Here is a 26256-nt window from a genome sequence, read left to right as displayed (position 1 = left end):
CTTGAAGTGAGCGTTTAGAACGTTAAAGATTTTATTTAGCAGATGTTTTTCCTGCCAGAAATAATATCTTCCGTTTTCAAAGAACAACTTACAGAAATGTTATAGTGCATTTGTTTGTGTTGTTCAACGATTTAGGCTTAGACTTCTCGGCATTCATCGCCTGTTTACTCATTAGGCCACGCCCTTCGCATTCCTTGAAGCGAGGGTTTTTGTCGGGAAATGATAAAAATTAGGAAGGGGCTTTTTTGATGAAGCCTAATATGCATACAAATAATTGGTTTAAAGGGGCATTTATTCTTACGGTAGGAGCGCTAATTACAAAAGTGCTAAGTGCAGTTTACCGTATTCCATTTCAGAATATTGTAGGAGATACAGGCTTTTATATATACCAGCAAGTATATCCTTTTTATGGAATAGTAGCAGCTGTTTCTACATATGGTTTTCCTGTTGTTCTTTCTAAAATATATATGGAAATAAAATTGAAAGGAAATAAAGGGGAAATAGCTGCACTAATAAAATCTGCTTTTTTTCTATTGTCCTGTATAAGTATTTTTTCTTTTTTTCTATTGTTTTTTTGCTCAGACTTTTTGGCAAAATGGATGGGAGATAAAGAATTAGCTTTATTATTAAAAGTTATTTCTTTTTCCTTTCTGTTATTCCCTTTTACAACAACGTTAAAAGGAATTTTTCAAGGAGAGGGGGATATGCTCCCCATTGCTGTATCACAAGTAGGAGAACAACTAATAAGAGTCGGCACTATTCTAATTGCAGCAACAGTTCTAATGAGTTATCATACATCCTTATACAAAGTTGGAGCAGGTGCCATGTTTGGTTCTGTGACAGGGGGGCTAATTTCTCTTCTACTATTGCTCTACTATTATAAGAAAAGAAACCTTGTCCTTTATATCCCTTTTTCGGTGTGGGATGATTGCGATAAAAATTTTTATAAAAGAATTCTTTTTGAAGGTTTTACTATTTCCATTAGCAGCATGCTGCTTGTTTTGATGCAGCTGGCAGATTCTTTAAATCTATATGGGCAGCTTGTTTCGTCAGGAATAGACAGTGACGCTGCAAAATCCTTAAAGGGGATTTATGATAGAGGGCAGCCTTTAATTCAAATGGGATCCATTCTTTCTATTTCAATGGCGTTAACGCTTGTTCCTTTTATTACTGGAGAAAAGCTGAAAAATAATAAAAATGAGCTGATAGGGAAAATCAAATTATCTTTAAAAATAGGGTTGTTTATTGGTTTAGGCGCCACGATGGGGTTATGTGGAATTGTAAAAGAGACAAATATTATGCTGTTTGAAAATGCAAATGGTTCTACGGTCCTTGCTAGTTTGACTTTTATCATATTTTTTAATGCGATTATTTCTACATGTACGGCAATACTGCAAGGATTAGGTTATTCTTTATATCCTGCAATTATCATTTTAATTTCAATTTTTGTGAAATATGGATTGAATATATGGCTGATTGCTAAATATGGAACGCTTGGGGCGGCAGTCTCTTCTAATATTACTCTTTTCCTCATTATGATTTTATTAGTAGGAAAGATGATGTCTATAATAAAGGCACCATTATTTGATAAAAAAAGTGTCTGTGTTATTGGATGCAGTTCCATTATTATGTTCATGCTATTAAAACTATATCTCTATATAACAAATTTTATAGAACCAATATTTCACTCTATTCGTGTTTTGGCCAGTTTTCAGGCGATAAGCGGTGTAGCCATAGGCGGGATTGTCTATTTATTTATAGTGATGAAAGCAGATATTTTTAAAGAACAAGATTTGAATTTATTGCCTTTAGGCAGCAAGTTATCATATTTTTTACCGAGGAAAGGGAGATGATGTTTTGAATAAAATTACTATTGTGGGGCTAGGAGCAGGCGATATAAACCAGCTTCCTCTAGGAGTATATAAGTTGTTAATGCAAAAGAATAAAAGAACTTATTTAAGAACAAAAGACCACCCTCTTGTGCCGGAATTAGAAGCCGAAGGGGCAGACTTTACTTTTTTAGACGATGTATATGAGAAGCATGATCAATTTGAAGATGTCTACAAAGAAATAGTTGCCATTCTTCTAACGGAGGCAGAGAAGGAAGAACTTATTTATGCAGTTCCAGGACATCATCTTGTCGCTGAGAAAACAGTGCAGCTTTTAATAGAAAAAAGTAAAATTGGCATAATAGATTTAGCGTTTGGCGGGGGACAAAGCTTTTTAGACAGTATTTTTCAGGCATTAAAAATTGATCCGATTGATGGATTTCAACTGTTAGATGGCACTGCGTTATCTATTGGTGATATACAATTTCGTCATCATCTAATTATTGGCCAAGTATATGATTCTTTTTCTGCTTCAGAAGTGAAATTGACATTAATGGAAAGACTTCCGTATGACTATCCTATTAAAATTGTAACAGCTGCAGGCAGTAAAGATGAATGGGTAAAAGAAGTTCCATTGCATGAATTGGATAGAGAAATAAACTTGAATAACTTGACTTCTGTTTATGTGCCTCCAGTGAAAGATGAAGAGTTATTAAATAAAGAATTTTCGAGATTTCGCCAAATTATTGCTACATTAAGAGGACCTGATGGCTGCCCTTGGGACAAAAAGCAAACTCATCTATCGTTGCGAAAATATTTAATAGAAGAATGTTTTGAATTAATTGAAGCAATAAATGAAGATGATATCGATCATATAATAGAAGAATTGGGAGATGTTTTGCTTCAAGTAATGCTGCATAGTCAAATTGGAGAAGACGAAGGGTTCTTTAGTATAGATGATGTTATTGAAGGCATTTCTGCTAAAATGATTAGAAGGCACCCCCATGTGTTTGGAGATAAAGATGCTGAATCAGTGGATGATGTAATGGAGCATTGGCAAAAAGCAAAAAGTTTAGAGCGTACGGAGAAGCAAAAATCAATTTTAGATGGAATAAACGAAGCAGCCCCTAATCTTTTAAGAGCATATGAATTGCAAAAAAAGGCTGCGAATGTTGGTTTTGATTGGCCAGAAGTAGAAGGGGCATGGGAAAAAGTCCAAGAAGAACTGCAAGAGTTTAAAGAAGAGCTGAAATTAAAACAAAGTGTGGACCAAATGGAAAAGGAGTTTGGAGATATTCTTTTTTCACTTGTGAATATAGCAAGATTTTATAAAATAGATCCTGAACTAGCTATTTACCAAACAAATCAAAAATTCAAGCGTAGATTTCAATATATAGAAAATAAAGTGGGTGAAATAGGAAAAGAGATTCATGAGTTGGATTTGGAATCATTAGATAATCTTTGGAATGAAGCAAAGGAAAAAGGAATTTAAACGGAGGGGATTATTGTGAGGTTAGATAAGTTTTTAAAGATATCAAGATTAATTAAAAGAAGAACATTAGCAAAAGAAGTCGCAGATCAAGGAAGGATATTGATTAATGGTCAACAAGCAAAAGCAAGTTCAAGTGTAAAAGTAGGGGATGAATTGCAAGTTCGATTTGGCCAAAAAGTGGTAACGGTAAAAATAGAGTTATTGCAAGATTCTACTAAAAAGGAAGATGCAGCAAATATGTATACAATTATTAAAGAAGAAAACCTTTCTTAAAATGGCATTTTTATATTTAGTCTGTTTTCGTAAACTTTGTTGCTTTTAAGGGAGCGGGTTGGCTTTCATTCTAGGATGTTCGCTTTCCGTAAGGCGGGCGGTAGCCTCTTTGAAATAGGATCTCACCTTTCACTCCAATCAACCTGTTTAACCGTGAATTTACTCATGGGAACTATCCGAAAAACAACAATCTTTTAGAAAACAGTCTATATTTATAATAAGCGGACGTTTAAAAATAGAAATAGGTGGGGAAAAAGATATAAGAATAAACATGTACTCTTTTTATCTATATTAATAACTTTTATTGTATAAACCCATGTTGGAAAGCTTGTTCTAATTTATTATTATCCCTCATACAATTGTACAAGTAGAAATGTACTAAGTGATTGTGAGGGATAAATAGATGAGCCAATATTATGAATCAAATCCATCAAAAAGCAGCAATGTGGAGCATGATGTAATAATGAGGGGACGAAAGCTTGTAGACATTACTGGCGTTAAACAGGTAGAGAGCTTTGATAGCGAGGAATTTCTTTTAGAAACAGTAATGGGGTTTTTATCGATAAGAGGTCAGAATCTTCAAATGAAAAATTTAGATGTAGAAAAAGGGATTGTTTCTATAAAGGGAAAGGTTTTCGATTTAGTATATGTAGATGATAATGGAGACAAAGCTAAGGGATTCTTTAGCAAGATATTCCGATGACGTTATCGGTCCAATTTATGACCATGCTTGCTATGATTGGCATGGGCCTGTTCTTTGGAATTAGTCTAGAGACATACCAATATTTTTTAAAAAGACCAGTACGAAAAAGGCTGATTGTTTTTTTTCATGATCTTTTATTTTGGATTTTCCAAGCATTATTGCTGTTTTATATTCTTTTTCTTGTTAATCAGGGAGAAGTGCGAATCTATATAGTTTTAGCTCTTTTTTTAGGATTTGCCATTTATCAAGCCCTATTAAAAACGGTGTATCTTACTTTATTGAAATTGGTTATTTCTATTAGTATTCGGCTCTATCATCTTATTGTTAAGCTATTGATTAATCTAGTCTACAAACCGATTAAATCTCTAATATTTTTTCTTATATCTATTGTTGTATTTTTATATAAGGGACTTATGGCACTAGCGAAGATTGCTGTTAGGGTATTAAGCTTTATCTTGAAGATAATGTTTCTGCCATTTAAATGGTTATTTTACCTTGTTTGGCTGATATTGCCGAAACGAGGCAAAAATTCAGTCGAGAAGTTTTCTGGGAAAATGGCAGGATATTTCCATAAAATAAAGAAATATTGGATTAATTGGGTGACTAATAGAAAAAAACAATAGCGAAAGGAGGAGCGGTGTATGAGTGCAATAAAAAAACTAGATGTTGCAAAAGTGCAAACAGAAGATAATATAAAGCAAGAGGCTAATAGTTTGAGTGCGGCAAGAAGAAAAAAATTGCTTTTTCGCAGATTGACATTATTTTTTCTATTTGCATTTGTTATGGGCTTTATAATGATTTCCACACTCATATCTCAAAGCTCCACTTTGGATGAGAAGATAGCCGAAAAGAAGAAATTACAAGTCAAAGTAGCATCTCTTCAAGAACAAGAAAAAGAGCTGAATGATCAGATAGTGAAGCTGCAGGATGAGGATTACTTAGCAAAGTTAGCGAGAAAAGATTTATTTTTATCTGAAAAAGGAGAAATAATCTTTAATATTCCAGAAGAAAAAGAGAAAAAGAAATAAAATGGAAATGAATAAGAATGACAGTTATATTGACACTCTTTTTTTCCATTATGTATAATATGTTATAAGCATGATTTTTTATATCCTTAAGGAGGCAAAACTTTTTTATGTCAATCGAAGTAGGCAGCAAGTTACAAGGAAAGGTTACAGGTATTACTAATTTTGGTGCGTTTGTTGAACTCCCTGAAGGAGCAACAGGTCTTGTTCACATTAGCGAGGTCGCAGACAATTATGTTAAGGACATTAATGAACACTTAAAAGTAGGCGATCAAGTAGAAGTAAAAGTTATTAATGTGGAGAAGGATGGAAAAATTGGCCTATCCATTAAAAAGGCAAAAGACAGACCAGAAAGACCGGAAAGACCGGAAAGACCAGAGAGATCATTTGAACGCGGAGAAAGAAGAGAGTCTAGAGGAGGATATTCTAACAATTCTCAAAGACCACGTCATGCAAAACCAAATGAAAATCGTGTGCCTAGAGAGAATTTTGAATCAAAAATGGCCCGTTTCTTAAAAGATAGTGAAGATCGTTTAGCTTCGCTTAAACGAAATACTGAGTCTAAACGCGGGGGAAGAGGCGCTAGACGAGGGTAACTTGCTGCTGAATTTCTAATAAATAGCACGGTTTATCGTTTATATATTCCCGTAGCTTTAAGCAAGCCGATTAGGCTTGCTTTTTTGTTTAGACAGTGACAATTTGGGAGAAGAAAGACGCAGCAGTCTGAACGCACATAAACTCCAGTATTCAGGTTGCATTTTTAAAAGAAGCAATCTATATGGAACAGTATTCATTTATAATAAATTAACAAAAAAGACTATAGAACATTGTTCTATAGTCTTTTTTCAGATAGCGGCAGAGGGGATCGAACCCCCGACCTCACGGGTATGAACCGTACGCTCTAGCCAGCTGAGCTACGCCGCCATATTTATATAGTTATCAGACACAATTTATATATTACAAAATAATTATTAAAAAGTCAATTATTTTTTTAAAAAATGTCTTTTCGTAAACTTGATTGTTGATCAGTTCAAAGAATCATTGAGAAAACAGTTTTTAAAAGATATGCAATTGATTTGAAAGTATAGGTGAATTTTAATATTTAATTATATGTATTTACTTTTTGACAAAATGAGGCAAGAAAAGCGGAGCCAAGAGAAAGAAAAATACTTTTTTTTACGAAATAGTTGGTTTTACTACCGTTTTTTTTATTTAGAGTGTTTTATAACGGCTGATGTTTTATCGAAATATGTATTTTATTAAAAAAATAAGTGAAAGAAGTCGAGCGAAATTTTAATGCTTGTCTGCCATTTTGACAAACTTCTAATACTAAGCATTCTATAATTTTCAGCAACGATACTGGATAGGGAGTGTAGTTAAATGGAAAAAGTAGAAAGGGACTTAATAGACACAATAGGTGAAGTTAATTTTGGGAAATCGAAGGCCGGATTTGGGGTATTTCTTAATAAATTTCATGTCAAAATAGAGAACCTTTTTATCGTAAAAGGATATATGCTCCTTTTCATCGGTTTTCTGTTGGGGAGAGCATTAATTTTAGCGAAACTAACTCCATTTACTCTCCCCTTTTTTGCAGCAGTTTATTTAACTAGAAAAGAGAAGGCTCCTATTGCATTAGTTGGATTAATTGGAGGAGCGGCAACTATTTCCTTAAAAGAATCATTCTCTAGTTTTGCACTCTCCTTTATATTTCTTATTATTTATAAATTATTAAGCAAATGGAAAAAAAATGAACAAAGTCTCGTTCCATTTATTGTTTTAATAAGTTTGGTCGGAGGAAGTTTAGTAGAAAGCTATTTATTTCAGGGGGAAATTACTTTATATGGAGGAATGATGTCGCTTGTAGAAGGAAGTTTGGGTTTTATTTTGACATTGATTTTTTTGCAAAGTTTGCCATTGCTATCTTTCAATAAACGAAGACAAGCATTAAAAACAGAAGAGATTGTTTGTTTAATTATTATGTTAGCATCAGTTATGACTGGAACAATTGGTTGGACTGTCTATGATATGTCTGTTGAACATATTATGTCGAGATACTTGGTATTATTATTCGCCTACATTGCAGGAGCTACTATTGGTTCCACTGTTGGAGTTGTGACGGGTTTAATTTTCAGCCTTGCAAATATATCTAGTTTTTATCATATGAGCTTGCTTGCTTTTTCTGGTTTATTAGGCGGACTGCTGAAAGAGGGAAAAAAGGTTGGGGTAGCTTTAGGGCTTTATATTGCTACGCTGCTTATAGGGATGTATGGTGAAGGAGGCGGCGTATTATCAACTTCTATAATGGAAACAACAGTTGCCGTCGTTATTTTTATGCTGACGCCTCAGCTTTTAACTACAAGAATTGCAAAACATATTCCGGGAACAATGGAATACTCCATGGAGCAGCAACAATATATGCGGAAAATGCGGGATGTAACAGCACAAAGAGTGTCTCAGTTTTCTACAGTTTTTCATGCTTTATCAAAGAGTTTTTCTGCAAATCAAAACCTTGCCGAAAATGAAGATCATGATAGGGAACTAGATTATTTTTTAAGCAATGTTACTGAAAAAACATGTCAAACATGCTTTAGGAAGGAACACTGTTGGGCAAGGAACTTTAATACAACCTATGATTTCATGAAAGATATTATGACAGAAATGTCTGAGACGAATGGCAATATTTCATTGAGTTTAGCAAGAGACTGGGAAAAACATTGCACCAGATCGAAAAAAGTAACAGATGCTATCCATCAAGAGCTAACCTTATACCAAGCAAATCAAAAGCTGAAAAAACAAGTGCAAGAAAGTCGGAAACTTGTTGCAGACCAGCTTCAAGGCGTATCCGAAGTAATGGAGGACTTTGCTAAGGAAATACAGAGAGAAAGGGAAAATCATCATAAGCAGGAAGAATTAATCCTAGAGGCTATTCAGAAGTTTGGCATTGATATAGAGAATGTGGAAATATACAGTCTAGAACAAGGGAATGTGGATATTGACATTACTATTCCGTATAACACGGGGTATGGTGAAAGTGAAAAGCTGATTGCACCAATGCTATCTGATATTTTGGGGGAAAATATTATCGTGAATACGGAAAGTCTCTATTCTAATGATTATAGTCATGCAACGTTTCGATCCGCTAGAGCATTTGTGGTAGAAACGGGAGTGGCACATGCAGCCAAAGATGGAGGGTTTATTTCTGGAGACAGCTATTCTACCATTGAACTTGGTCTAGGAAAATATGCGATGGCGATAAGTGATGGCATGGGAAATGGAGAACGCGCACACGTAGAAAGTGAAGAAACTTTGCAGCTTCTTCAAAAAATCCTTCAATCGGGAATCGAAGAGCAAGTGGCGATAAAATCCATTAATTCTGTACTGTCTTTACGGACAACAGATGAAATCTTCTCTACGTTAGATTTAGCAATGATTGATTTGCAAAATGCTTCTGCTAAATTTTTAAAAATAGGCTCAACGCCAAGTTTTGTTAAAAGGGGTTCACAAATTATAAAAATTCAAGCAAGTAATCTTCCGATGGGAATACTTCAGGAGTTTGATGTAGATGTAGTCAGTGAGCAATTAAAGGCTGGAGATTTGCTTATTATGATGAGTGACGGCGTTTTTGAAGGGCCAAAGCATGTGGAAAATTTTGATTTATGGATGAAAAGAAAAATTAAAGAGCTAAAAACAGATAATCCACAAGAAATTGCTGATTTAATTATGGAAGAAGTAATTCGTTCTAGATCTGGGCTGATTGAAGACGATATGACAGTTTTAGTTGCGCAAATCAATCACAACACACCGAAGTGGAAGTCTATTCCAGTTCAGACATATAGTCAAGCGGCAAACTAGAAAGTAAATAATCTGAATTATAAGTATAAATACTCCCTATTCCGTCGAAAATGGAACTAACTCATAAATGGAGGGGAGTAATTATGAAAACTGGAAAACTTAAACAAATACTTCTGATTACAGATGGATGCTCTAACCAGGGAGAAGACCCTATAGCGATGGCCGCATTAGCTATGGAGCAAGGAATTACTGTTAATGTAATAGGTGTGATGGAACATGATACGATAGAAGAGCGGGGGATGCAAGAGATTGAGGATATTGCGCTTTCTGGCGGAGGAGTCAGTCAAGTAGTATATGCCCAAGCTTTAGCGCAAACCGTTCAAATGGTTACAAAAAAGGCAATGACACAAACGTTACAGGGTGTTGTAAATAAAGAACTTCAACAAATACTAGGGAAATCAAAAACAGTAGAAGATCTTTCTCCGGAAAAAAGGGGAGAGGTAATGGAAGTTGTAGATGAATTAGGTGAAACGGTAGAGCTAGAAGTACTCATTCTTGTTGATACAAGCGCTAGTATGAAGCATAAACTCCCAACAGTCAAGGAAGCATTAATTGATTTATCTTTAAGTTTAAATGCAAGGTCAGGAGAAAATAAATATGCTGTTTTTGTATTTCCCGGGAAAAAGAAAGAGGTAGAAAAACTGCTTGATTGGACACCTAGACTAGAATCGCTTACTACTATATTTTCTAAACTTTCCACAGGAGGCATTACGCCAACAGGTCCTGCTTTAAAAGAGGCTATCCACTATTTTAAAAATAAACGTTCATTAAGGGGCTTAATTTCTCATGATGATGAATACTTCGAAGAGTCCATTTAGAATCAATTCAGGTACAGTTATTAAGGGGAAATGGCATGGGAATAATTATACTATCTTAAAAGAACTGGGTTTTGGTGCAAACGGGACTGTTTTTTTAGCAGAATGCAAATGGGGGAAAGTTGCATTAAAAATAAGTGATAATGGACTGTCTATTATTTCTGAAGTCAATGTATTAAAATCCTTTGCAAAGGTCCAAGGTTACAGCCTTGGACCTTCTTTGATAGATGTAGATGATTGGGTGACAGGAGGGGGAACAATATCTTTTTATGCAATGGAATATATAAAGGGGCCTGAACTGTTAACATTTATTTCTCAAAAGGAGAGTTCTTGGGTCAATGTATTAATGATTCAGCTATTAAAAGATTTACAAGTCCTGCATGACAATAATTGGGTTTTTGGTGATTTGAAACCAGAAAATTTAATTATTACTGGCCCTCCTACAAGGATTAGATGCATTGATGTAGGGGGAACAACAATAAAGGGAAGGGCCATTAAGGAGTTCACAGAGTTCTTTGATCGGGGCTACTGGGGGCTAGGAACAAGAAAGGCAGAACCATCTTATGACCTATTTGCGGTTGGTATGGTAATAATGAATATTGCTTATCCAAAAAGGTTTAATAAAACAACAGGAGGGATTGCCCAGTTAAAAGCCATGATTCAACAAAAAAAAGAGTTGCGATCATTTGAAAATGTTCTGATGCAAGCCTTTATGGGAAAATACAGTAGTGCTAACGAAATGAAACAGGCACTGTTGAAGCTTTCTAGTGGCAGCAAATTAATGCCAGGGCCAGGAACAATAAACGCATCATCGGCTAATCAGGTGAAAAATCAGGATTCTAATCCAAAGAAACAATCAGCGGCTAAACCAAATATAAGAAGTAGACAACTAGTGAAAAAACGAAAAAGGAAAACAGGCATTTTGGAATCGGTGCTTCTTATTCTCATTATTTCATTGCTATATTTCTTTTACATTTATGGCCAACTAACTTAACGCTGAGGGTTAAAGGCTAATTGCCTCTTGATATTTCGGGGGATAACTACTTGTAGAGGATAATATTGTTTTTTATAAATCAGCAAGTTAACGGTTAAAATTGATTTTATTAATTGGTGAACTTTCATAGAAGAGCAAATGAAAAAGCTAAACCGCCTCCTCGCTAAGGAAATGTTATCAAAAACTGATGGGTTTTATTTATAATTTAGAGGTCTTTTTTGAAAATAGTAAAACAAAAGTGGTATCCTATTAGTAAGAATTCTATTTTATATCTGTTTTTAAAGATGAGCAGCGGTTGAAAGAATTGTGATAATGAAATAAGGAAGTTATGCATATGCTAGAACTAAAGGTAAAAGATTTTTTAAAAAAGAAGGGATTGCCCCTTGAAGGAAGTAAAGTTTTAGTAGGAGTTTCTGGAGGTCCAGATTCTCTTGCATTGCTACATCTCCTGTGGGCCAAACAGGAAGAGTGGAATATTTCTATTATGGCGGCGCATGTTGATCATATGTTTAGGGGGGAGGAATCACTAGAAGAGGCAAAGTTTGTTGGAGAATTTTGTGAGGGGAAATCGATCCCATTTGTTTGGAAAAGAATAGATGTGCCTAAATACATAAGGGAAACAGGAGTGAATGGGCAAACAGCTTCAAGAGAATGCCGCTATTCATTTTTTAAAGAAATGATAGCAATGTATAATATGGACTATTTAGCATTAGGTCATCATGGAGATGATCAAGCAGAAACTATCCTGATGCATTTAACTAGAGGAAGTGCCGGGCGTGCGCGAGCGGGAATTCCATTTGAAAGGAAATTTGGAAATGGAATACTATTTCGGCCATTTCTTTGTTTAGAAAGACAGGAAATCGAGAATTACTGTACAATAAATGAATTGAATCCAAGAAGAGATCCAAGTAATGATAAGGAAATATATAGCAGAAATAGGTTTCGCAAACATGTAATGCCCTTTCTGAAAAAGGAAAATAACCGTGTTATTCAGCATTTTCAGCGATTTAGTGAAGAAATGGCAGAAGATGAGCAGTTTTTAATGGAATTAACTGTTCAAATATGGAATACAGTGATAATGGATAAGAAAGAGAATGAAATAGTTATTGACATTAATGCATTTCTTTCAACAGCTAATTCTTTACAAAGAAGATGTATTCAACTAATATTAAACTATCTTTATAAAGATAAACCTGCTTCATTATCCGCATTACATACAGACCAAATTATTGCATTGTTGAATAGTCCTCATTCATCAGGAAATATTGATCTCCCTGAAAATCTAAAAGTGGTTAAATCCTATCAGTTAGCCTATTTTCAATTGAATTTTCCAGCTGAAGACCCCTTTTATTATGAAATTTTAAAAACAGGAGAGTTATTATTACCTAATGGGTACTATATTAAGGTAGAATATATAGATAAAAGGCCAGAAGGTTTAGAAGCTGACAGCATTCTTCTCTGCACTGATTCTATTAAATATCCACTCATCATTCGCACTAGGAGAAATGGAGATAGGATAAAGCTAAAAGGAATGGCTGGCACTAAAAAAGTAAACAGGGTATTTATCGATGAAAAAATACCTATACAGCAAAGAGCAGCATGGCCAATTGTAACAGATGCGGAAAATAATCTTTTATGGATACCAGGTCTAAAAAAATCTATTTATTCTTTTAGCAATAAGAATAGTGATTGTTATCTATTAATAACATATAAAAAGCAATGATCTTCTAGGGGGCACATATTTAATGAAACAAGATATTGAAAAAGTTCTAATATCGGAAGAAGAAATTCAAGCAAAAATAAAGGATTTAGCATTTCAATTAACAGAAGAATACACAGACAGATTTCCTCTTGCAATTGGCGTTTTAAAAGGTGCAATGCCTTTTATGGGCGACTTGTTGAAGCGAATTGATACATACTTGGAAATGGATTTTATGGATGTATCAAGCTATGGAAATTCAACTGTTTCATCTGGCGAAGTGAAAATTTTAAAAGATCTAGACACTTCAGTGGAAGGAAGAGATATTCTCATTATTGAGGACATTATTGATAGTGGTTTAACTTTAAGCTATTTGGTGGAATTATTTAGATACCGCAAAGCAAAGTCAATTAAAATAGTTACACTTTTGGATAAGCCAACTGGAAGAAAGGCAGATCTACAGGCAGATTATGTAGGCTTTATTGTACCGGATGCTTTTGTTGTTGGGTACGGATTAGATTATGCAGAGAAATACCGTAATCTTCCATATATTGGAGTGTTAAAACCGGAAGTTTACACTGCAACTAACGAATAACCAAACAATAATTAAAGGCAGCAAACAAAAGGGTAATTTCTTGAATTTACACAATTTTCTATGATACTATACACTATAGTTTGTTTACCGTGGGAGGAGGTAAGGGATGAATCGTATTTTCCGTAATACCATCTTTTATTTATTAATATTTTTAGTAATTATAGGTGTAGTAAGTTTTTTCAATGGAAACAACGAACCTACCAAGCATATATCCTATAATCAATTAATCAGCCATCTTGAAAAAGGTGAAGTGAAATCTATTACAAGCCAGCCTGAGCGTGGGGTATTAGAAGTTAAAGGACAGTTAAATTCATACAAAAGCGATGAATATTTTGTGTCTTACGTAACAAATAGCGAAACGGTGCAGCAAAGAATTGACAAAGCTGCACAAGAAGGCTCAAAAGTAGAGTTTTTGCCGGCACAGGAAACAAACAGCTGGGTAACATTCTTTACTTCAATCATTCCTTTTGTGATTATTTTCATTTTATTCTTCTTCTTGCTTAACCAAGCGCAAGGCGGCGGCGGAAGAGTAATGAACTTTGGGAAAAGCAAAGCAAAACTTTACAATGAAGAAAAGAAAAAAGTGCGCTTTAAAGATGTAGCTGGCGCTGATGAAGAAAAGCAAGAACTGGTGGAAGTGGTTGAATTTTTAAAAGACCCAAGAAAATTTGCTGAGCTTGGAGCAAGAATACCTAAAGGCGTTTTGCTGAATGGACCTCCAGGTACTGGGAAAACATTATTAGCAAGAGCTGTAGCTGGTGAAGCTGGTGTGCCGTTTTTCTCAATCAGTGGATCTGACTTTGTAGAAATGTTTGTTGGTGTCGGTGCATCACGTGTTCGTGATTTATTTGAAACTGCTAAAAAGAATGCGCCATGTATTATTTTTATCGATGAAATTGATGCAGTAGGCCGTCAGCGTGGAGCGGGTCTTGGTGGTGGCCATGATGAACGTGAACAAACATTAAACCAACTTCTAGTAGAAATGGATGGATTTGGTGCGAATGAAGGGATTATTATCATTGCGGCAACAAACCGGCCAGATATTCTAGATCCTGCATTATTGCGCCCAGGCCGATTTGACCGTCAAATTACGGTTGATAGACCTGATGTAAATGGTCGTGAAGCAGTTCTTCGCGTTCATGCACGCAATAAGCCGTTAGATGCGGCTGTTGATTTAAGAGCAATTGCAATGCGTACTCCAGGTTTTTCTGGCGCAGACTTAGAAAATTTATTAAATGAAGCAGCTCTTGTTGCTGCTAGAGCAGATAAGAAAAAGATTGATATGGAAGATATGGATGAAGCAACAGATCGCGTTATTGCAGGACCTGCTAAGAAAAGCCGTGTTATTTCCAAAAAAGAACGCAATATTGTTGCCTATCATGAAGGTGGACATACAATTATAGGTGTAGTGCTCGATGAAGCAGATATGGTTCATAAAGTAACCATCGTTCCTCGCGGTCAAGCAGGCGGATATGCAGTAATGCTTCCGAAAGAAGATCGTTTTTTAATGACAAAACAAGAGCTTCTTGATAAGATTACAGGTTTATTAGGCGGACGCGTAGCAGAAGATATTGTGTTTGGCGAAGTAAGCACTGGAGCACATAATGACTTCCAAAGAGCTACTAATATTGCAAGAAAAATGGTAACAGAATATGGAATGAGTGAAAAACTAGGCCCATTACAGTTTGGTCAATCTCAAGGGCAGGTATTCTTAGGAAGAGATTTGAATAATGAGCAAAACTATTCAGATGCTATTGCTTATGATATTGATCAAGAAATTCAAAGAATCATTAAAGAGTGTTACGAGAGAGCGAAGACAATTCTTACTGAAAATCGTGAGAAGCTAAATTTAATTGCGGAAACACTTCTTGAAATAGAAACGTTGGATGCTGAACAAATTAATAGTTTGTTTAAAGAGGGGAAACTTCCGGATCGTTCCTCTTCAACAGAAACTATTTCTTCTTCTTCAGATGATGTGAAAGTAAACATTAATATGAAAAAAGAAGATGTGGATCCAAAAGAAGAACTATAATACATTAAAAGATGTGCGATTTATTTGCACATCTTTTTGTATTATATGTGCAGAATTCGAATATTTCACTATTGGCAAGGTAATATGTTATGATGTTTGCAGTGTTTTGCATAGAATTGTTTTCTTCTTTAAAATAGATTAAGCATTAAACTAAAATCGTATAACGTACAATAATAATAAAGTGGTGAGGGTCATGATTTTTGTTTTTGATATTGGAAATACGAATATTGTTTTAGGAGTATATGATAATGATAAATTAGAACATCATTGGAGAATAGAAACAAATCGTTATAAAACGGAAGATGAGTATGGCATGATCATTAAATCGCTATTTGATCATGTCCATTTAAGTTTTTCTAGCATAGACGGCATTATTATTTCATCAGTAGTGCCTCCAATCATGTTTGCTTTAGAAAGAATGTGCCACAAATATTTTCATATTAAACCGCTTATAGTTGGTCCTGGAACAAAAACAAGCTTAAATATTAAATATGATAATCCTAAAGAAGTAGGGGCAGATAGAATTGTAAATGCGGTAGCGGCGATTGAAGAATATGGAAGTCCTTTGATTGTTGTAGATTTTGGGACAGCAACGACATTTTGTTATATTAATGAGAATAAAGAATATATGGGAGGAGCCATTTCTCCAGGCATAAACATTGCTACGGAAGCATTATATTCAAAAGCAGCAAAACTTCCCAGAATAGAAATAGCTCGTCCTGAAGGAGTTATAGGGAAAAATACCATTTCTGCTATGCAATCTGGCATATTATTTGGATATGTTGGTCAAGTTGAGGGAATTGTAAAACGCATGAAAGAATACAGTAAAGCAAATCCTAAAGTTATTGCAACAGGGGGATTGGCTAACTTAATAGCAAAAGAATCTGATGTTATTGATGTTGTAGATCCATTTCTAACATTAAAAGGCTTGCAGCTTATTTATAATAAAAATACAGAAAATATAAAGTAAGGTGAAAAAGCAAGATGTTGCTTTGGGGAATAAGCCTAAAAAGGAGTCAAAAAAATGAGTGATTATCTAGTTAAAGCATTGGCATTTAATGATCAAGTACGCGCATATGCTATAAAAAGCACGGAAACAGTAGCAGAAGCGCAAAGAAGGCATTATACATGGCCTACAGCATCTGCGGCATTAGGAAGAGCGATATCAGCTACTGCTATGCTTGGAGCCTTATTGAAGGGTGACCAAAAGCTTACTGTTAAAATAGATGGCGGCGGTCCTATCGGTTTAATTTTAGTAGATGGGAATGCAAAAGGAGAAGTAAGGGGTTATGTTACGAATCCGCAAACTCATTTTGATTTAAATGAACATGGTAAATTGGATGTCAGAAGAGCAGTAGGAACTGAAGGGACATTATCTGTTGTTAAAGACATTGGCATGCGTGACTACTTTACAGGACAAGTGCCGATTGTTTCAGGTGAGCTTGGTGAAGATTTTACTTATTACTTAGTTACATCAGAGCAGGTTCCATCATCAGTAGGTGTTGGCGTACTTGTAAATCCAGATAATTCTATTCTTGCAGCTGGAGGGTTTATTATTCAATTGATGCCAGGAACTGATGATGAAACGATTACGGCAATAGAGAAACGTTTAGGAGAAATACCGCCTATTTCGAAACTTATTCAAAAGGGATTGTCTCCTGAACAAATTCTTGAAGAAATTTTTGGAGCAAATAATATGAAGATCATTGAAAAAATGCCAGTATCTTTTACTTGCACATGTTCCAAAGACAGATTTTCAAATGCTATTATCAGCTTAGGAAATGACGAAATTGAAGATATGATTGCAACAGATGAAAAGGCAGAAGCACATTGTCATTTTTGTAATGAAAAGTACTTATTTACAAAAAGTGAGTTAGAGGCTCTTTTATCTGAAGCAAGATAAAAGGAGATAAACAGAGGATAAACCTTATTATAGTGTTTATCTTCTTTTTTATTTAGAAGAGTTTTTTCAGTAGAATAAAATTACCCTTGTAGTGTGAATTTTTTGTAAAATTAAAGTGTATTAATTGACAAAAAGAAGATTCATTGATAAATTATATATTATAAAACCAATTAAAATACTCGGATTAAGAAAAAGGGGAGATTATGTATGCCACGCTTAGCTAACTCAATTTTAGAATTAATCGGTCAAACACCTATAGTAAAATTAAATCGTTTAGTAGAAGAAAACAGTGCAGACGTCTATTTGAAACTAGAATATATGAACCCTGGAAGCAGTGTTAAAGATCGTATTGCTCTTGCGATGATTGAAGCTGCCGAAAAAAGCGGAGATCTAAAAGAAGGAAGCACTATTATTGAACCAACTAGTGGAAACACTGGAATTGGATTAGCTATGGTAGCTTCAGCGAAAGGGTATAACTCAATCCTTGTGATGCCAGAAACTATGAGTATTGAAAGACGAAGATTACTTAAGGCTTACGGTGCACAAATCGTATTAACGCCAGGACCAGAAGGGATGGGCGGAGCGATTCGCAAAGCAGAGGAATTGGCTAAAGAAAATGGATACTTCCTGCCACAGCAGTTCAAAAACTTATCTAATCCAGAAGTGCATAAATTAACAACTGGACCAGAAATTGTTGCTGCTTTTGGAGAAGAAAAACTTGATGCATTTATTTCTGGTATTGGAACTGGCGGTACTATTTCTGGTGCTGGTGAAGTGTTAAAAGAAGCATATAATGATATCAAAATATATGCAGTAGAACCAGCTGATTCACCAGTATTGTCTGGCGGTAAACCAGGTCCTCATAAAATTCAAGGAATTGGTGCAGGATTTGTTCCGGCAACATTAAATGAAGAAGTATATGATGATATTATTCAAGTAACTACAGAACAGGCTTTTGAATATGCTCGCCGTGCAGGTAAGGAAGAAGGTATATTAGGCGGCATTTCTTCTGGTGCTGCAATTTATGCTGCATTAAAAGTAGCTAAAGAGTTAGGAAAAGGCAAAAAGGTATTGGCGATTATTCCAAGTAATGGAGAACGTTATTTGAGCACACCACTTTATCAGTTTGATGAGGAATAAAAAGAAAAAGCAATAAATTGCTTTTATACTTAAAAAAACAAGCATCCTATTAAGGTTGCTTGTTTTTTTGTAATCAAATTCTAATTTTTTTGTCTTTTTGCTTCAATCTCATGTATGATGATAAAAGAAAAAATGGTAAGGGGCGAAAAATTTTTGGAAAAGTTTAAAGTATACGGCGAAAAAAGACCAATGCCATATGAGCATTTTTATAAAAAATTCCTCCAACTATCCAATGATGAACCATATTATGTTTTGTTAGAAAGCGGAAGAGGTGGAAGATATAGCATTGCTGCTAATAAACCAATCGTAAGAATGATAGGGGAAAATAATCAATTAACTGTTGTAAAAGAAGGAAGCGCAGAAATTTTTGAAGGGAATCCTCTTCATTTAGTGAAAAAGGAAATGAGAAAGTATGAGGTAGAAACAAATATAGAATGGCCTGATTTCCAAGGTGGGGCGCTTGGTTTTATTAGCTATGATTATATTCGTTATATTGAAAGACTTCCTGAAGAAACGCTAAACGACCTTGAAATACCAGAAGTATATTTTCTGTTATTTGATGAGTGGTATGTGTATGATCATCAAGAACAATTTTTATGGCTGATGGGATTATATAAAGAAGATGTACAAGATAGTATAGAAAGTAAAATAAAAAAACGTGTTGGCCTTTTGGAGGAATATACAGGCCAAGAAAACGTTGCTGTGCAAGCAGAGAAATCATATGGTGTAGAAGTATCTATCCAAGATAATGACTTCCAGAAATCTGTTAGAAAGATTCAAGAGTATATTTCGCAAGGAGACGTTTTTCAAGTTAACTTATCTGTCCGCCAATCTCAACCATTGCATGTTCCAGCAATCGAGGTATATAAACAGTTGAGAGTATTAAATCCATCTCCTTATATGGGCTATTTCCATACGCCGGATTTTCAGCTGGTTTCTGGTTCTCCTGAGCTTTTAGTGAAGAAGAAGGGGAGTGAGGTAAGTACAAGGCCAATTGCTGGAACAAGGTCAAGAGGAGCAGATAACATCGAAGACCAAATACTTGCAAATGAATTGATAGAAAGTGAAAAAGAACGTGCTGAACATGTCATGCTAGTTGATTTAGAACGAAATGATCTTGGGAGAGTTTGCGAGTATGGAACGGTAGAAGTAAATGAGTTTATGGTAATCGAGAAATATTCCCATGTTATGCATATTGTTTCAAATGTGCGTGGAAAATTAGCTGAAGATAAAAATGAGTTCGATTTAATAGACAGTATGTTTCCAGGAGGAACAATAACTGGTGCACCAAAGATAAGAACGATGGAAATTATTGAGGAACTGGAGCCTGTGAGAAGAGGGGCGTATACTGGGTCACTTGGATGGCTTGGCTTTAACAAAGATATAGAATTAAATATTATGATTAGAACAATGCTTGTAAAAGGAAATAAATCATATGTACAAGCGGGTGCTGGGATTGTAATTGATTCTGTTCCTGCAAATGAATATAAAGAATCTATGAAAAAAGCAAGAGCTTTATGGAATGCAAAAGAATTAGCAGAAAAAAAGGAGTAAAGAAATGATCTATATGATTGATAATTATGACTCATTCACTTATAACCTTGTTCAATATTTAGGATCGATGGGCGAACATCTAGTTGTCAAAAGAAATGATCAAACAACTATTCAAGAAATAAAAAAAGCATCTCCTGATTATTTAATGGTCTCCCCAGGTCCTTGCAGCCCAAATGAAGCGGGGATAAGCTTAGAAACTATTGCTGCCTTTGCTAATGAAGTTCCTATTATGGGTGTGTGTTTAGGGCATCAAGCCATCGCGCAAGTATTTGGAGGGGATGTTATAAAGGCAGAAAACCAAATGCATGGAAAAACTTCTCTTATGTACCATGATAATCAAACAATTTTTGCTGGACTTCCCAATCCATTTCCAGCTACAAGATACCACTCTTTAATTGTAAAAAAAGAAACATTGCCTGAATGCTTGGAAATAAGTGCATGGACAGAAGAAGGAGAAATTATGGGGATTCGCCATAAGGAATTGGCGATTGAGGGAGTGCAATTTCATCCTGAGTCAATTATGACAACTGCTGGTATGAAATTGTTGAAAAATTTTATTGATCATTATGCTAGATGTGAGAGTAAATAAATGTATATATATTTGAATGGACAAATTGTAAAGCAGGAAGAAGCGGTAATATCTCCTTTTGATCATGGATTTATGTATGGATTAGGATTGTTTGAAACATTTCGTATTTATGATGGCCATCCATTTTTATTAGATGATCATATAACTCGATTAAATGAAGGGCTCCAGCTTTTAAATATTAATAGAGTTTTTAATCGTTTAGAGGTAGTGAAATTATTAAATGATTTACTAAAAGCAAACGGATTAACAAATGCTTATATTCGTTTTAATGTTTCGGCAGGGAGTGGCGCAATTGGTTTGCAAACGGCCCCTTATATAAATCCTACGGTCATTGTTTATATCAAATCATTAGAAAAGCGGAATAGCATGTTCGAGAAAAAGGGGCAAATAGTAACTATTCCACGCAATACACCTGAGGGTAGAGAGCGGTTAAAGTCACACCATTATCTCAATAATGTTTTTGCTAAAAGAGAAGTAGGAGATAAGTTGGATGTAGAGGGGATTTTTTTAACGAAAGATAATTATGTAGCGGAAGGAATCACTTCTAATTTGTTCTGGGTAAAGGATCATACATTATACACTCCGTGTTTAAATACAGGTATTTTAAATGGCATTACAAGAAGATTCATTATTTCTCTTGCGCGGAATAAGGGATTAAGGGTAGAAGAAAATTTTTATCCTGTAGAGCATTTAATAGAAGCGGAAGAAGTATTTACGACAAATTCTATTCAAGAAATTGTGGCATTGAGCCATATTGAAACCCATTATTTTAAGGGGGAAGATGGGGAGATAACTGCAATGCTTCATAAAGCGTATCAGCAGTTCACTAGTTCGTTATGGGCAATGAAAGAGATAGGAGGAATTGATGATGAGTGATAAAAAATTAAAATGTAGTCCCTATACGCTTGATTATAAAAATAAAACCTTGATCATGGGGATACTGAATGTTAATCCGGATTCCTTTTCTGATGGTGGAAAATACAACAGAAGAGATTATGCTTTAAAACATGCGCTTAATATGATTGAAAATGGTGCGCATATCATTGATATTGGCGGTGAATCCACAAGACCAGGGTATGTAGAAATTTCGATAGAAGAGGAATTAGAAAGAGTGATTCCCATCATTGAGGCAATTGCTGCTGAAGTAGATGTTCCGATTTCTATTGATACGTATAAAAGTCCGGTTGCCAAGGAAGCGTTAAAAGCAGGAGCCCATATTATAAATGATATTTGGGGAGCAAAAAAAGATCCATCAATAGCTATGATTGCTGCAGAAAAAAAAGTGCCTATCATTTTAATGCACAATAGAGAGGATCGGAAATATACAAACTTTATCGAGGATGTATTAATAGATATTGCAGAAAGCATTCAAATTGCAAAAAATGCAGGAGTAGCCGAATCTAATATTATTTTAGACCCAGGCATAGGTTTTGCTAAAAGCCTTCAGCAAAACCTTGAAATGATGAGAGGTTTGGATAAGCTAGTAGAACTAGGATATCCTGTTTTGCTTGGTACTTCAAAAAAATCAATGATTGGAAATGTATTAGACTTGCCCGTAGCTGAAAGAATGGAAGGAACAGGAGCAACGGTTTGTTTTGGAATACAAAAGGGATGCCAAATAGTACGGGTGCACGATGTAAAAGAAATGGCGAGAATGGCCCGTATGATGGATGCATTAATGGGAAAGGGCGAATATAGTGGATAAGATACGTTTAACCAAAATGGAGTTTTACGGATATCACGGGGTTTTTCCAGAAGAAAATAAACTAGGCCAGCGTTTTATTATAGATTTAGAAGTGGAAGCTGATTTAAGGGAAGCGGGTGAAAGCGACAATTTGGAACACTCGGTTAATTATGGTCAGCTGTACTTTGATGTTAGAGAAATAGTGGAGGGTGCACCTTGTCAACTTATTGAGGCGTTGGCGGAAAAAATTGCACAAAAGCTTTTGTCTGTCTATTATCGTATTGAAAGCGTGCGCGTTGCTGTCATTAAACCAGATCCCCCGATACCAGGACACTATCAATCAGTATCTGTTGAGATTTTTAGGAGCAGGCAATGAGAAATAAAGCTTATATTTCATTGGGATCTAATGTTGGTAACCGGGTAGAATATTTGCAAGAAGCGGTGCGCATGTTGGGGCAACAGGAAGAGATTAGCTTGGTAAGTATTTCATCTATTTATGAAACGGATCCTGTTGGTTATGTAGAACAAGATCCTTTTTTAAATATTGTTTTAGAGGTGTGCACATCTTTAACTCCACTTGATTTATTGAAGGTTTGCCAGTCAGTAGAAAATGAATTAGGAAGAAAAAGGATAATAAGGTGGGGTCCAAGGACAATAGACCTTGACATTTTATTGTATAATCATGAAAATATAGAATCAGAGAAACTAAGCATTCCACATCCAAGAATAGAAGAAAGAGCGTTTGTTATGATTCCTTTATTGGAAATAGCTCCAGCAATACAACTACCGAATAAATCAATGCCTTTAATAGAAAGCAACGAGTTTTTGCGGGGTAAAGAAGGAGTAAGGATATGGAGACAACAGAAAAATGGGGAAGACGTATTCGAGCTTTTCGAAAATTAAAAGGGTATACCCAAGAGGGATTGGCAAAAGAAATTCTTGTATCTGTATCTATTCTCGGTGAAATTGAGCGGGGAAACAGGATTCCATCAGAGGATATAATAAATTTAATTGCAGAAGCTTTAAAAATAACTAGGCAAGACTTAGACCCTGATTCTAAATAAAATCATAATTTAATTAAGGAGGTAAGATTTATTGTTTAAAATAGGAAATGTCGAAATGACAAATAGAGTAGTTCTTGCACCAATGGCTGGAATCTGTAATTCTGCCTTCCGTTTAACGGTAAAAGAGTTTGGTGCGGGACTAGTTTGTGCGGAAATGATAAGTGATAAAGGGATTGTTTTTAAAAATGAAAAAACAATGAACATGCTTTATATTGATGAAAGAGAAAATCCGTTAAGTCTGCAAATATTTGGTGGTGAAAGAGAGACTTTAGTAGAAGCTGCTAAGTTCGTTGATAAAAATACAAATGCGGATATAATCGATATTAATATGGGCTGCCCTGTGCCGAAGATTACAAAATGTGATGCAGGAGCAAAATGGCTATTAGATTCAAATAAAATTTATGAGATGGTTTCGGCGGTTGTAGAGGCAGTGGATAAGCCGGTTACAGTTAAAATGCGCATGGGCTGGGATGAAGATCATATATATGCAGTTAAAAATGCACAAGCTGTGGAACGTGCGGGAGGAAGTGCAGTGTCGCTTCATGGCCGTACACGTGTGCAGATGTATGAAGGAAAGGCGAACTGGGATATTATTCGTGAAGTGAAACAATCCATTAATATACCATTAATCGGTAATGGAGATGTAGAAACTCCTCAAGATGCAAAAAGAATGCTTGAGGAGACAGGCTGTGATGGTGTGATGATAGGGAGAGCAGCATTAGGCAATCCATGGATGATCTATCGCACAGTTAACTATTTAGAAACAGGCGAATTAATGGAAGAACCATCTGTGCGAGAAAAAATTGAGGTTTGCAAACTTCATTTGGATCGTTTAATTGCTTTGAAAAGTGAAAATGTTGCGGTAAGAGAAATGAGAAAACATGCAGCTTGGTATTTAAAAGGAATAAGAGGGAATGCAAAAGCCCGCAATGAAGTTAATCAATGTGAAACAAGAGAACAACTAGTTAACTTGTTAGATAGTCTTGTAATAGAAGTGGAGAAAAAGGAAATTCAAGTAGGGTAACTTTGACTTTTGCTAGGTTCTTTTTTTATAATATATTTTGAAAATCAGCTGTCGGACAAAAATCTGACAGTTTTTTTTCTTTTTTAGTGTCTGGAATTGTGACATTGTGTAGAATAATAAAGTATGTATAAAAATTTACGATTCCTTTTTTAGGTGATCATACATAAAAAAGATGCTGGAGATGATTAAAAATGAGTCATGAAGAATTAAATGACCAATTGCAAGTAAGACGCAGCAAAATGAATGAGTTGCGTGAACAGGGAATAGATCCATTCGGAAAACGTTTTGAAAGAACAAATTTATCTGAAGAGCTAAAACAAAAGTACAGCTCTTTTGAAAAAGAAGAACTAGAAGAAAAAGATATCGTTGTTGCTCTTGCTGGAAGAGTAATGACTAAAAGAGGAAAAGGAAAAGCTGGGTTTGCCCATATACAAGATCTTCAAGGCCAAATTCAATTATATGTAAGGAAAGATAATGTTGGAGAAGAACAATATTCTATATTTAACTCTGTAGATTTAGGGGATATTGTTGGAGTGGAAGGAACATTGTTTAAAACAAATGTTGGGGAATTATCAATCAAAGTCAAAGATTTTACATTGCTGACAAAAGCACTTCGCCCGCTTCCTGATAAATTCCATGGATTAAAAGATATTGAACAGCGTTATCGCCAACGTTATTTAGATTTAATCGCCAGTGAAGAAAGTAAAAGCACATTTATTCTTCGTAGTAAAATTATACAAGCAATGCGCAGATATTTAGACAGTCATGGCTATTTAGAGGTAGAAACGCCAATGATGCATTCTATTGCTGGTGGAGCATCAGCGCGTCCATTTATTACTCACCATAATGCATTAGATATGCCTCTTTATATGCGTATTGCTATTGAGTTGCATTTGAAACGCCTAATTGTCGGGGGTTTAGAAAAAGTGTACGAAATTGGACGTGTTTTCCGTAATGAAGGAGTTTCGACTAGGCACAATCCAGAGTTTACAATGATTGAATTATACGAGGCATATGCGGACTATCGCGATATTATGAGTTTGACTGAAAATTTAGTAGCTCATATTGCGAATGAAATACATGGCAGCACAACTGTTGCTTATGGTGAATACCAAGTTGATTTAAAACCAGAATGGACAAGACTTCATATGGTAGATGCAATCAAACAATATACTGGTGTAGATTTTTGGCCAGAAACAAGTTTAGAAGATGCTAGAAGATTAGCTAAAGAAAATAATATTGAAATAAATGATAATATGGCATATGGACATATTGTAAATGAATTTTTTGAACAACGAGTAGAAGAAAAATTAATTCAGCCGACTTTTATATATGGACATCCAGTAGAGATTTCACCTCTAGCAAAAAGAAATGAAGAGGATCCTCGCTTTACTGATCGTTTTGAATTGTTTATCGTTGGCAGAGAGCATGCGAATGCATTTACAGAACTAAATGATCCTATTGATCAGCGCGAAAGATTTGAAGCGCAGCTAAAAGAGCGTGAGCAGGGTAATGATGAGGCGCACTTAATGGATGACGACTTCATTGAAGCGCTAGAATACGGAATGCCGCCTACAGGAGGATTGGGCATAGGGATTGATCGTTTAGTTATGCTTTTAACTAATTCTCCATCTATTAGAGATGTATTGTTATTCCCATTAATGAGACATCGTTAATAAAGAAAGCGGGGCGTTTGATTGTGTGCTCCGCTTTTCTTTTTATATGGGTTTATACTTTTAAGGTGGTTTGATAATATTTTAATTAAATGAAAGAATAGCATTTAATATCCTTTGAGAAAATAAATACGAATTATGATTAAATTATAAGAATATTTTTTCTTTTTAAAAGTAGTTGCATAGATTCGTTTGAGATGGTATATTATTATCTGTTGCTAAGGTAACTTGGTAACTAACTAAAAAAACTTTTCAAAAAAATCTTGACTCAGAAAACGACTTCTGTTATTATTAAAAAGTCGCCAATGACAACGAG

The 26256-nt window shown here is 35.1% G+C and carries 25 protein-coding genes and 1 tRNA gene; 25 read left to right on the top strand and 1 reads right to left on the bottom strand.

Annotated elements, in window-relative coordinates; all coding sequences use genetic code 11:
• Window positions 1–248 precede the first annotated feature (248 nt).
• From NCCP28_RS21835 to NCCP28_RS21805, 7 genes are all read left to right on the top strand, one after another.
• Complete coding sequence (locus tag NCCP28_RS21835; protein WP_248563316.1) at window positions 249–1853, top strand: putative polysaccharide biosynthesis protein; 1605 nt, start codon at window positions 249–251, stop codon at window positions 1851–1853.
• A 4-nt stretch (window positions 1854–1857) separates the two neighbouring features.
• A complete protein-coding gene (gene yabN / locus NCCP28_RS21830) occupies window positions 1858–3321 on the top strand; it encodes a bifunctional methyltransferase/pyrophosphohydrolase YabN (RefSeq protein WP_248563315.1) in 1464 nt (487 codons plus the stop codon).
• A gap of 15 nt (window positions 3322–3336) precedes the next feature.
• Window positions 3337–3594: an RNA-binding S4 domain-containing protein gene (locus tag NCCP28_RS21825; RefSeq protein ID WP_248563314.1), complete on the top strand. Its 258-nt coding sequence runs from the start codon at window positions 3337–3339 to the stop codon at window positions 3592–3594.
• A gap of 403 nt (window positions 3595–3997) precedes the next feature.
• Entirely contained in the window at window positions 3998–4297 is a 300-nt protein-coding gene (gene yabP / locus NCCP28_RS21820) for a sporulation protein YabP (RefSeq protein WP_248563313.1), read from the top strand.
• Window positions 4294–4920 (top strand): spore cortex biosynthesis protein YabQ, encoded by a 627-nt coding sequence (yabQ, locus tag NCCP28_RS21815; protein ID WP_248563312.1) that lies wholly within the window; start codon window positions 4294–4296, stop codon window positions 4918–4920. The genes yabP and yabQ overlap by 4 nt, the downstream gene beginning before the upstream one ends.
• Before the next feature lie 18 nt (window positions 4921–4938).
• Window positions 4939–5325 (top strand): FtsB family cell division protein, encoded by a 387-nt coding sequence (locus tag NCCP28_RS21810; RefSeq protein WP_248563311.1) that lies wholly within the window; start codon window positions 4939–4941, stop codon window positions 5323–5325.
• Between the two features lie 107 nt (window positions 5326–5432).
• The gene (locus NCCP28_RS21805) at window positions 5433–5918 is read left to right on the top strand and encodes a S1 domain-containing RNA-binding protein (protein WP_248563310.1); all 486 of its coding nucleotides are present in this window, start codon (window positions 5433–5435) and stop codon (window positions 5916–5918) included.
• 254 nt (window positions 5919–6172) lie between these two features.
• On the opposite strand, the gene NCCP28_RS21800 is transcribed toward NCCP28_RS21805, so the two are convergent.
• A tRNA-Met gene (locus NCCP28_RS21800) sits at window positions 6173–6246 on the bottom strand.
• A 456-nt stretch (window positions 6247–6702) separates the two neighbouring features.
• Here NCCP28_RS21800 and spoIIE point away from each other — a divergent pair.
• From spoIIE to lysS, 18 genes are all read left to right on the top strand, one after another.
• Entirely contained in the window at window positions 6703–9174 is a 2472-nt protein-coding gene (spoIIE, locus tag NCCP28_RS21795) for a stage II sporulation protein E (protein WP_248563309.1), read from the top strand.
• Window positions 9175–9257: 83 nt separating this feature from the next.
• A complete protein-coding gene (locus NCCP28_RS21790) occupies window positions 9258–9992 on the top strand; it encodes a vWA domain-containing protein (RefSeq protein ID WP_248563308.1) in 735 nt (244 codons plus the stop codon).
• On the top strand, window positions 9961–10983 hold the full coding sequence (locus tag NCCP28_RS21785) for a serine/threonine-protein kinase (protein ID WP_282579597.1): 1023 nt from the start codon (window positions 9961–9963) through the stop codon (window positions 10981–10983). Before NCCP28_RS21790 ends, NCCP28_RS21785 begins: the two co-directional genes overlap by 32 nt.
• Before the next feature lie 334 nt (window positions 10984–11317).
• Complete coding sequence (gene tilS, locus NCCP28_RS21780; RefSeq protein WP_248563307.1) at window positions 11318–12706, top strand: tRNA lysidine(34) synthetase TilS; 1389 nt, start codon at window positions 11318–11320, stop codon at window positions 12704–12706.
• Window positions 12707–12728: 22 nt separating this feature from the next.
• Complete coding sequence (hpt, locus tag NCCP28_RS21775; protein ID WP_101178388.1) at window positions 12729–13277, top strand: hypoxanthine phosphoribosyltransferase; 549 nt, start codon at window positions 12729–12731, stop codon at window positions 13275–13277.
• A gap of 106 nt (window positions 13278–13383) precedes the next feature.
• On the top strand, window positions 13384–15309 hold the full coding sequence (gene ftsH, locus NCCP28_RS21770) for an ATP-dependent zinc metalloprotease FtsH (RefSeq protein WP_248563306.1): 1926 nt from the start codon (window positions 13384–13386) through the stop codon (window positions 15307–15309).
• Between the two features lie 193 nt (window positions 15310–15502).
• On the top strand, window positions 15503–16279 hold the full coding sequence (locus NCCP28_RS21765) for a type III pantothenate kinase (protein WP_248563305.1): 777 nt from the start codon (window positions 15503–15505) through the stop codon (window positions 16277–16279).
• A gap of 54 nt (window positions 16280–16333) precedes the next feature.
• Window positions 16334–17212 (top strand): Hsp33 family molecular chaperone HslO, encoded by an 879-nt coding sequence (gene hslO / locus NCCP28_RS21760; RefSeq protein WP_248563304.1) that lies wholly within the window; start codon window positions 16334–16336, stop codon window positions 17210–17212.
• Between the two features lie 207 nt (window positions 17213–17419).
• The gene (gene cysK, locus NCCP28_RS21755; RefSeq protein ID WP_248563303.1) at window positions 17420–18352 is read left to right on the top strand and encodes a cysteine synthase A; all 933 of its coding nucleotides are present in this window, start codon (window positions 17420–17422) and stop codon (window positions 18350–18352) included.
• A 189-nt stretch (window positions 18353–18541) separates the two neighbouring features.
• Window positions 18542–19906: an anthranilate synthase component I family protein gene (locus NCCP28_RS21750; protein ID WP_248563343.1), complete on the top strand. Its 1365-nt coding sequence runs from the start codon at window positions 18542–18544 to the stop codon at window positions 19904–19906.
• A gap of 4 nt (window positions 19907–19910) precedes the next feature.
• On the top strand, window positions 19911–20495 hold the full coding sequence (gene pabA / locus NCCP28_RS21745; protein WP_248563302.1) for an aminodeoxychorismate/anthranilate synthase component II: 585 nt from the start codon (window positions 19911–19913) through the stop codon (window positions 20493–20495).
• On the top strand, window positions 20496–21371 hold the full coding sequence (gene pabC, locus NCCP28_RS21740; RefSeq protein WP_248563301.1) for an aminodeoxychorismate lyase: 876 nt from the start codon (window positions 20496–20498) through the stop codon (window positions 21369–21371).
• Window positions 21361–22200, top strand: a complete 840-nt coding sequence (gene folP, locus NCCP28_RS21735) for a dihydropteroate synthase (protein ID WP_248563300.1) — start codon at window positions 21361–21363, stop codon at window positions 22198–22200. Before pabC ends, folP begins: the two co-directional genes overlap by 11 nt.
• The gene (gene folB, locus NCCP28_RS21730) at window positions 22193–22555 is read left to right on the top strand and encodes a dihydroneopterin aldolase (RefSeq protein WP_248563299.1); all 363 of its coding nucleotides are present in this window, start codon (window positions 22193–22195) and stop codon (window positions 22553–22555) included. Before folP ends, folB begins: the two co-directional genes overlap by 8 nt.
• Window positions 22552–23082, top strand: a complete 531-nt coding sequence (gene folK / locus NCCP28_RS21725) for a 2-amino-4-hydroxy-6-hydroxymethyldihydropteridine diphosphokinase (protein WP_248563298.1) — start codon at window positions 22552–22554, stop codon at window positions 23080–23082. The genes folB and folK overlap by 4 nt, the downstream gene beginning before the upstream one ends.
• Window positions 23031–23243, top strand: coding sequence for a helix-turn-helix domain-containing protein (locus tag NCCP28_RS21720; protein WP_248563297.1), 213 nt, complete (start codon window positions 23031–23033; stop codon window positions 23241–23243). Before folK ends, NCCP28_RS21720 begins: the two co-directional genes overlap by 52 nt.
• 31 nt (window positions 23244–23274) lie before the next feature.
• Window positions 23275–24267 carry a tRNA dihydrouridine synthase DusB gene (gene dusB, locus NCCP28_RS21715; protein WP_248563296.1) on the top strand — a complete coding sequence of 331 codons (993 nt, stop codon included), beginning with the start codon at window positions 23275–23277 and terminating at the stop codon, window positions 24265–24267.
• A gap of 191 nt (window positions 24268–24458) precedes the next feature.
• Window positions 24459–25943 (top strand): lysine--tRNA ligase, encoded by a 1485-nt coding sequence (gene lysS, locus NCCP28_RS21710; protein ID WP_248563295.1) that lies wholly within the window; start codon window positions 24459–24461, stop codon window positions 25941–25943.
• Window positions 25944–26256 lie beyond the last annotated feature (313 nt).

Origin of the sequence: Niallia sp. NCCP-28 (assembly GCF_023168165.1) — a bacterium.
Taxonomy (GTDB): domain Bacteria; phylum Bacillota; class Bacilli; order Bacillales; family Cytobacillaceae; genus Niallia.
Note: the sequence above shows the minus strand (reverse complement) of the source record. Positions and strands in the feature narration are given on the sequence as shown.

Coding starts and splice junctions, on each gene's coding strand:
- NCCP28_RS21835 (WP_248563316.1), top strand. CDS start 249: ATGAAGCCTAATATGCATACAAATAATTGGTTTAAAGGGGCATTTATT.
- yabP (WP_248563313.1), top strand. CDS start 3,998: ATGAGCCAATATTATGAATCAAATCCATCAAAAAGCAGCAATGTGGAG.
- yabQ (WP_248563312.1), top strand. CDS start 4,294: ATGACGTTATCGGTCCAATTTATGACCATGCTTGCTATGATTGGCATG.
- NCCP28_RS21810 (WP_248563311.1), top strand. CDS start 4,939: ATGAGTGCAATAAAAAAACTAGATGTTGCAAAAGTGCAAACAGAAGAT.
- NCCP28_RS21805 (WP_248563310.1), top strand. CDS start 5,433: ATGTCAATCGAAGTAGGCAGCAAGTTACAAGGAAAGGTTACAGGTATT.
- spoIIE (WP_248563309.1), top strand. CDS start 6,703: ATGGAAAAAGTAGAAAGGGACTTAATAGACACAATAGGTGAAGTTAAT.
- NCCP28_RS21790 (WP_248563308.1), top strand. CDS start 9,258: ATGAAAACTGGAAAACTTAAACAAATACTTCTGATTACAGATGGATGC.
- NCCP28_RS21785 (WP_282579597.1), top strand. CDS start 9,961: ATGATGATGAATACTTCGAAGAGTCCATTTAGAATCAATTCAGGTACA.
- tilS (WP_248563307.1), top strand. CDS start 11,318: ATGCTAGAACTAAAGGTAAAAGATTTTTTAAAAAAGAAGGGATTGCCC.
- hpt (WP_101178388.1), top strand. CDS start 12,729: ATGAAACAAGATATTGAAAAAGTTCTAATATCGGAAGAAGAAATTCAA.
- ftsH (WP_248563306.1), top strand. CDS start 13,384: ATGAATCGTATTTTCCGTAATACCATCTTTTATTTATTAATATTTTTA.
- NCCP28_RS21765 (WP_248563305.1), top strand. CDS start 15,503: ATGATTTTTGTTTTTGATATTGGAAATACGAATATTGTTTTAGGAGTA.
- hslO (WP_248563304.1), top strand. CDS start 16,334: ATGAGTGATTATCTAGTTAAAGCATTGGCATTTAATGATCAAGTACGC.
- cysK (WP_248563303.1), top strand. CDS start 17,420: ATGCCACGCTTAGCTAACTCAATTTTAGAATTAATCGGTCAAACACCT.
- NCCP28_RS21750 (WP_248563343.1), top strand. CDS start 18,542: ATGCCATATGAGCATTTTTATAAAAAATTCCTCCAACTATCCAATGAT.
- pabA (WP_248563302.1), top strand. CDS start 19,911: ATGATCTATATGATTGATAATTATGACTCATTCACTTATAACCTTGTT.
- pabC (WP_248563301.1), top strand. CDS start 20,496: ATGTATATATATTTGAATGGACAAATTGTAAAGCAGGAAGAAGCGGTA.
- folP (WP_248563300.1), top strand. CDS start 21,361: ATGATGAGTGATAAAAAATTAAAATGTAGTCCCTATACGCTTGATTAT.
- folK (WP_248563298.1), top strand. CDS start 22,552: ATGAGAAATAAAGCTTATATTTCATTGGGATCTAATGTTGGTAACCGG.
- NCCP28_RS21720 (WP_248563297.1), top strand. CDS start 23,031: ATGGAGACAACAGAAAAATGGGGAAGACGTATTCGAGCTTTTCGAAAA.
- lysS (WP_248563295.1), top strand. CDS start 24,459: ATGAGTCATGAAGAATTAAATGACCAATTGCAAGTAAGACGCAGCAAA.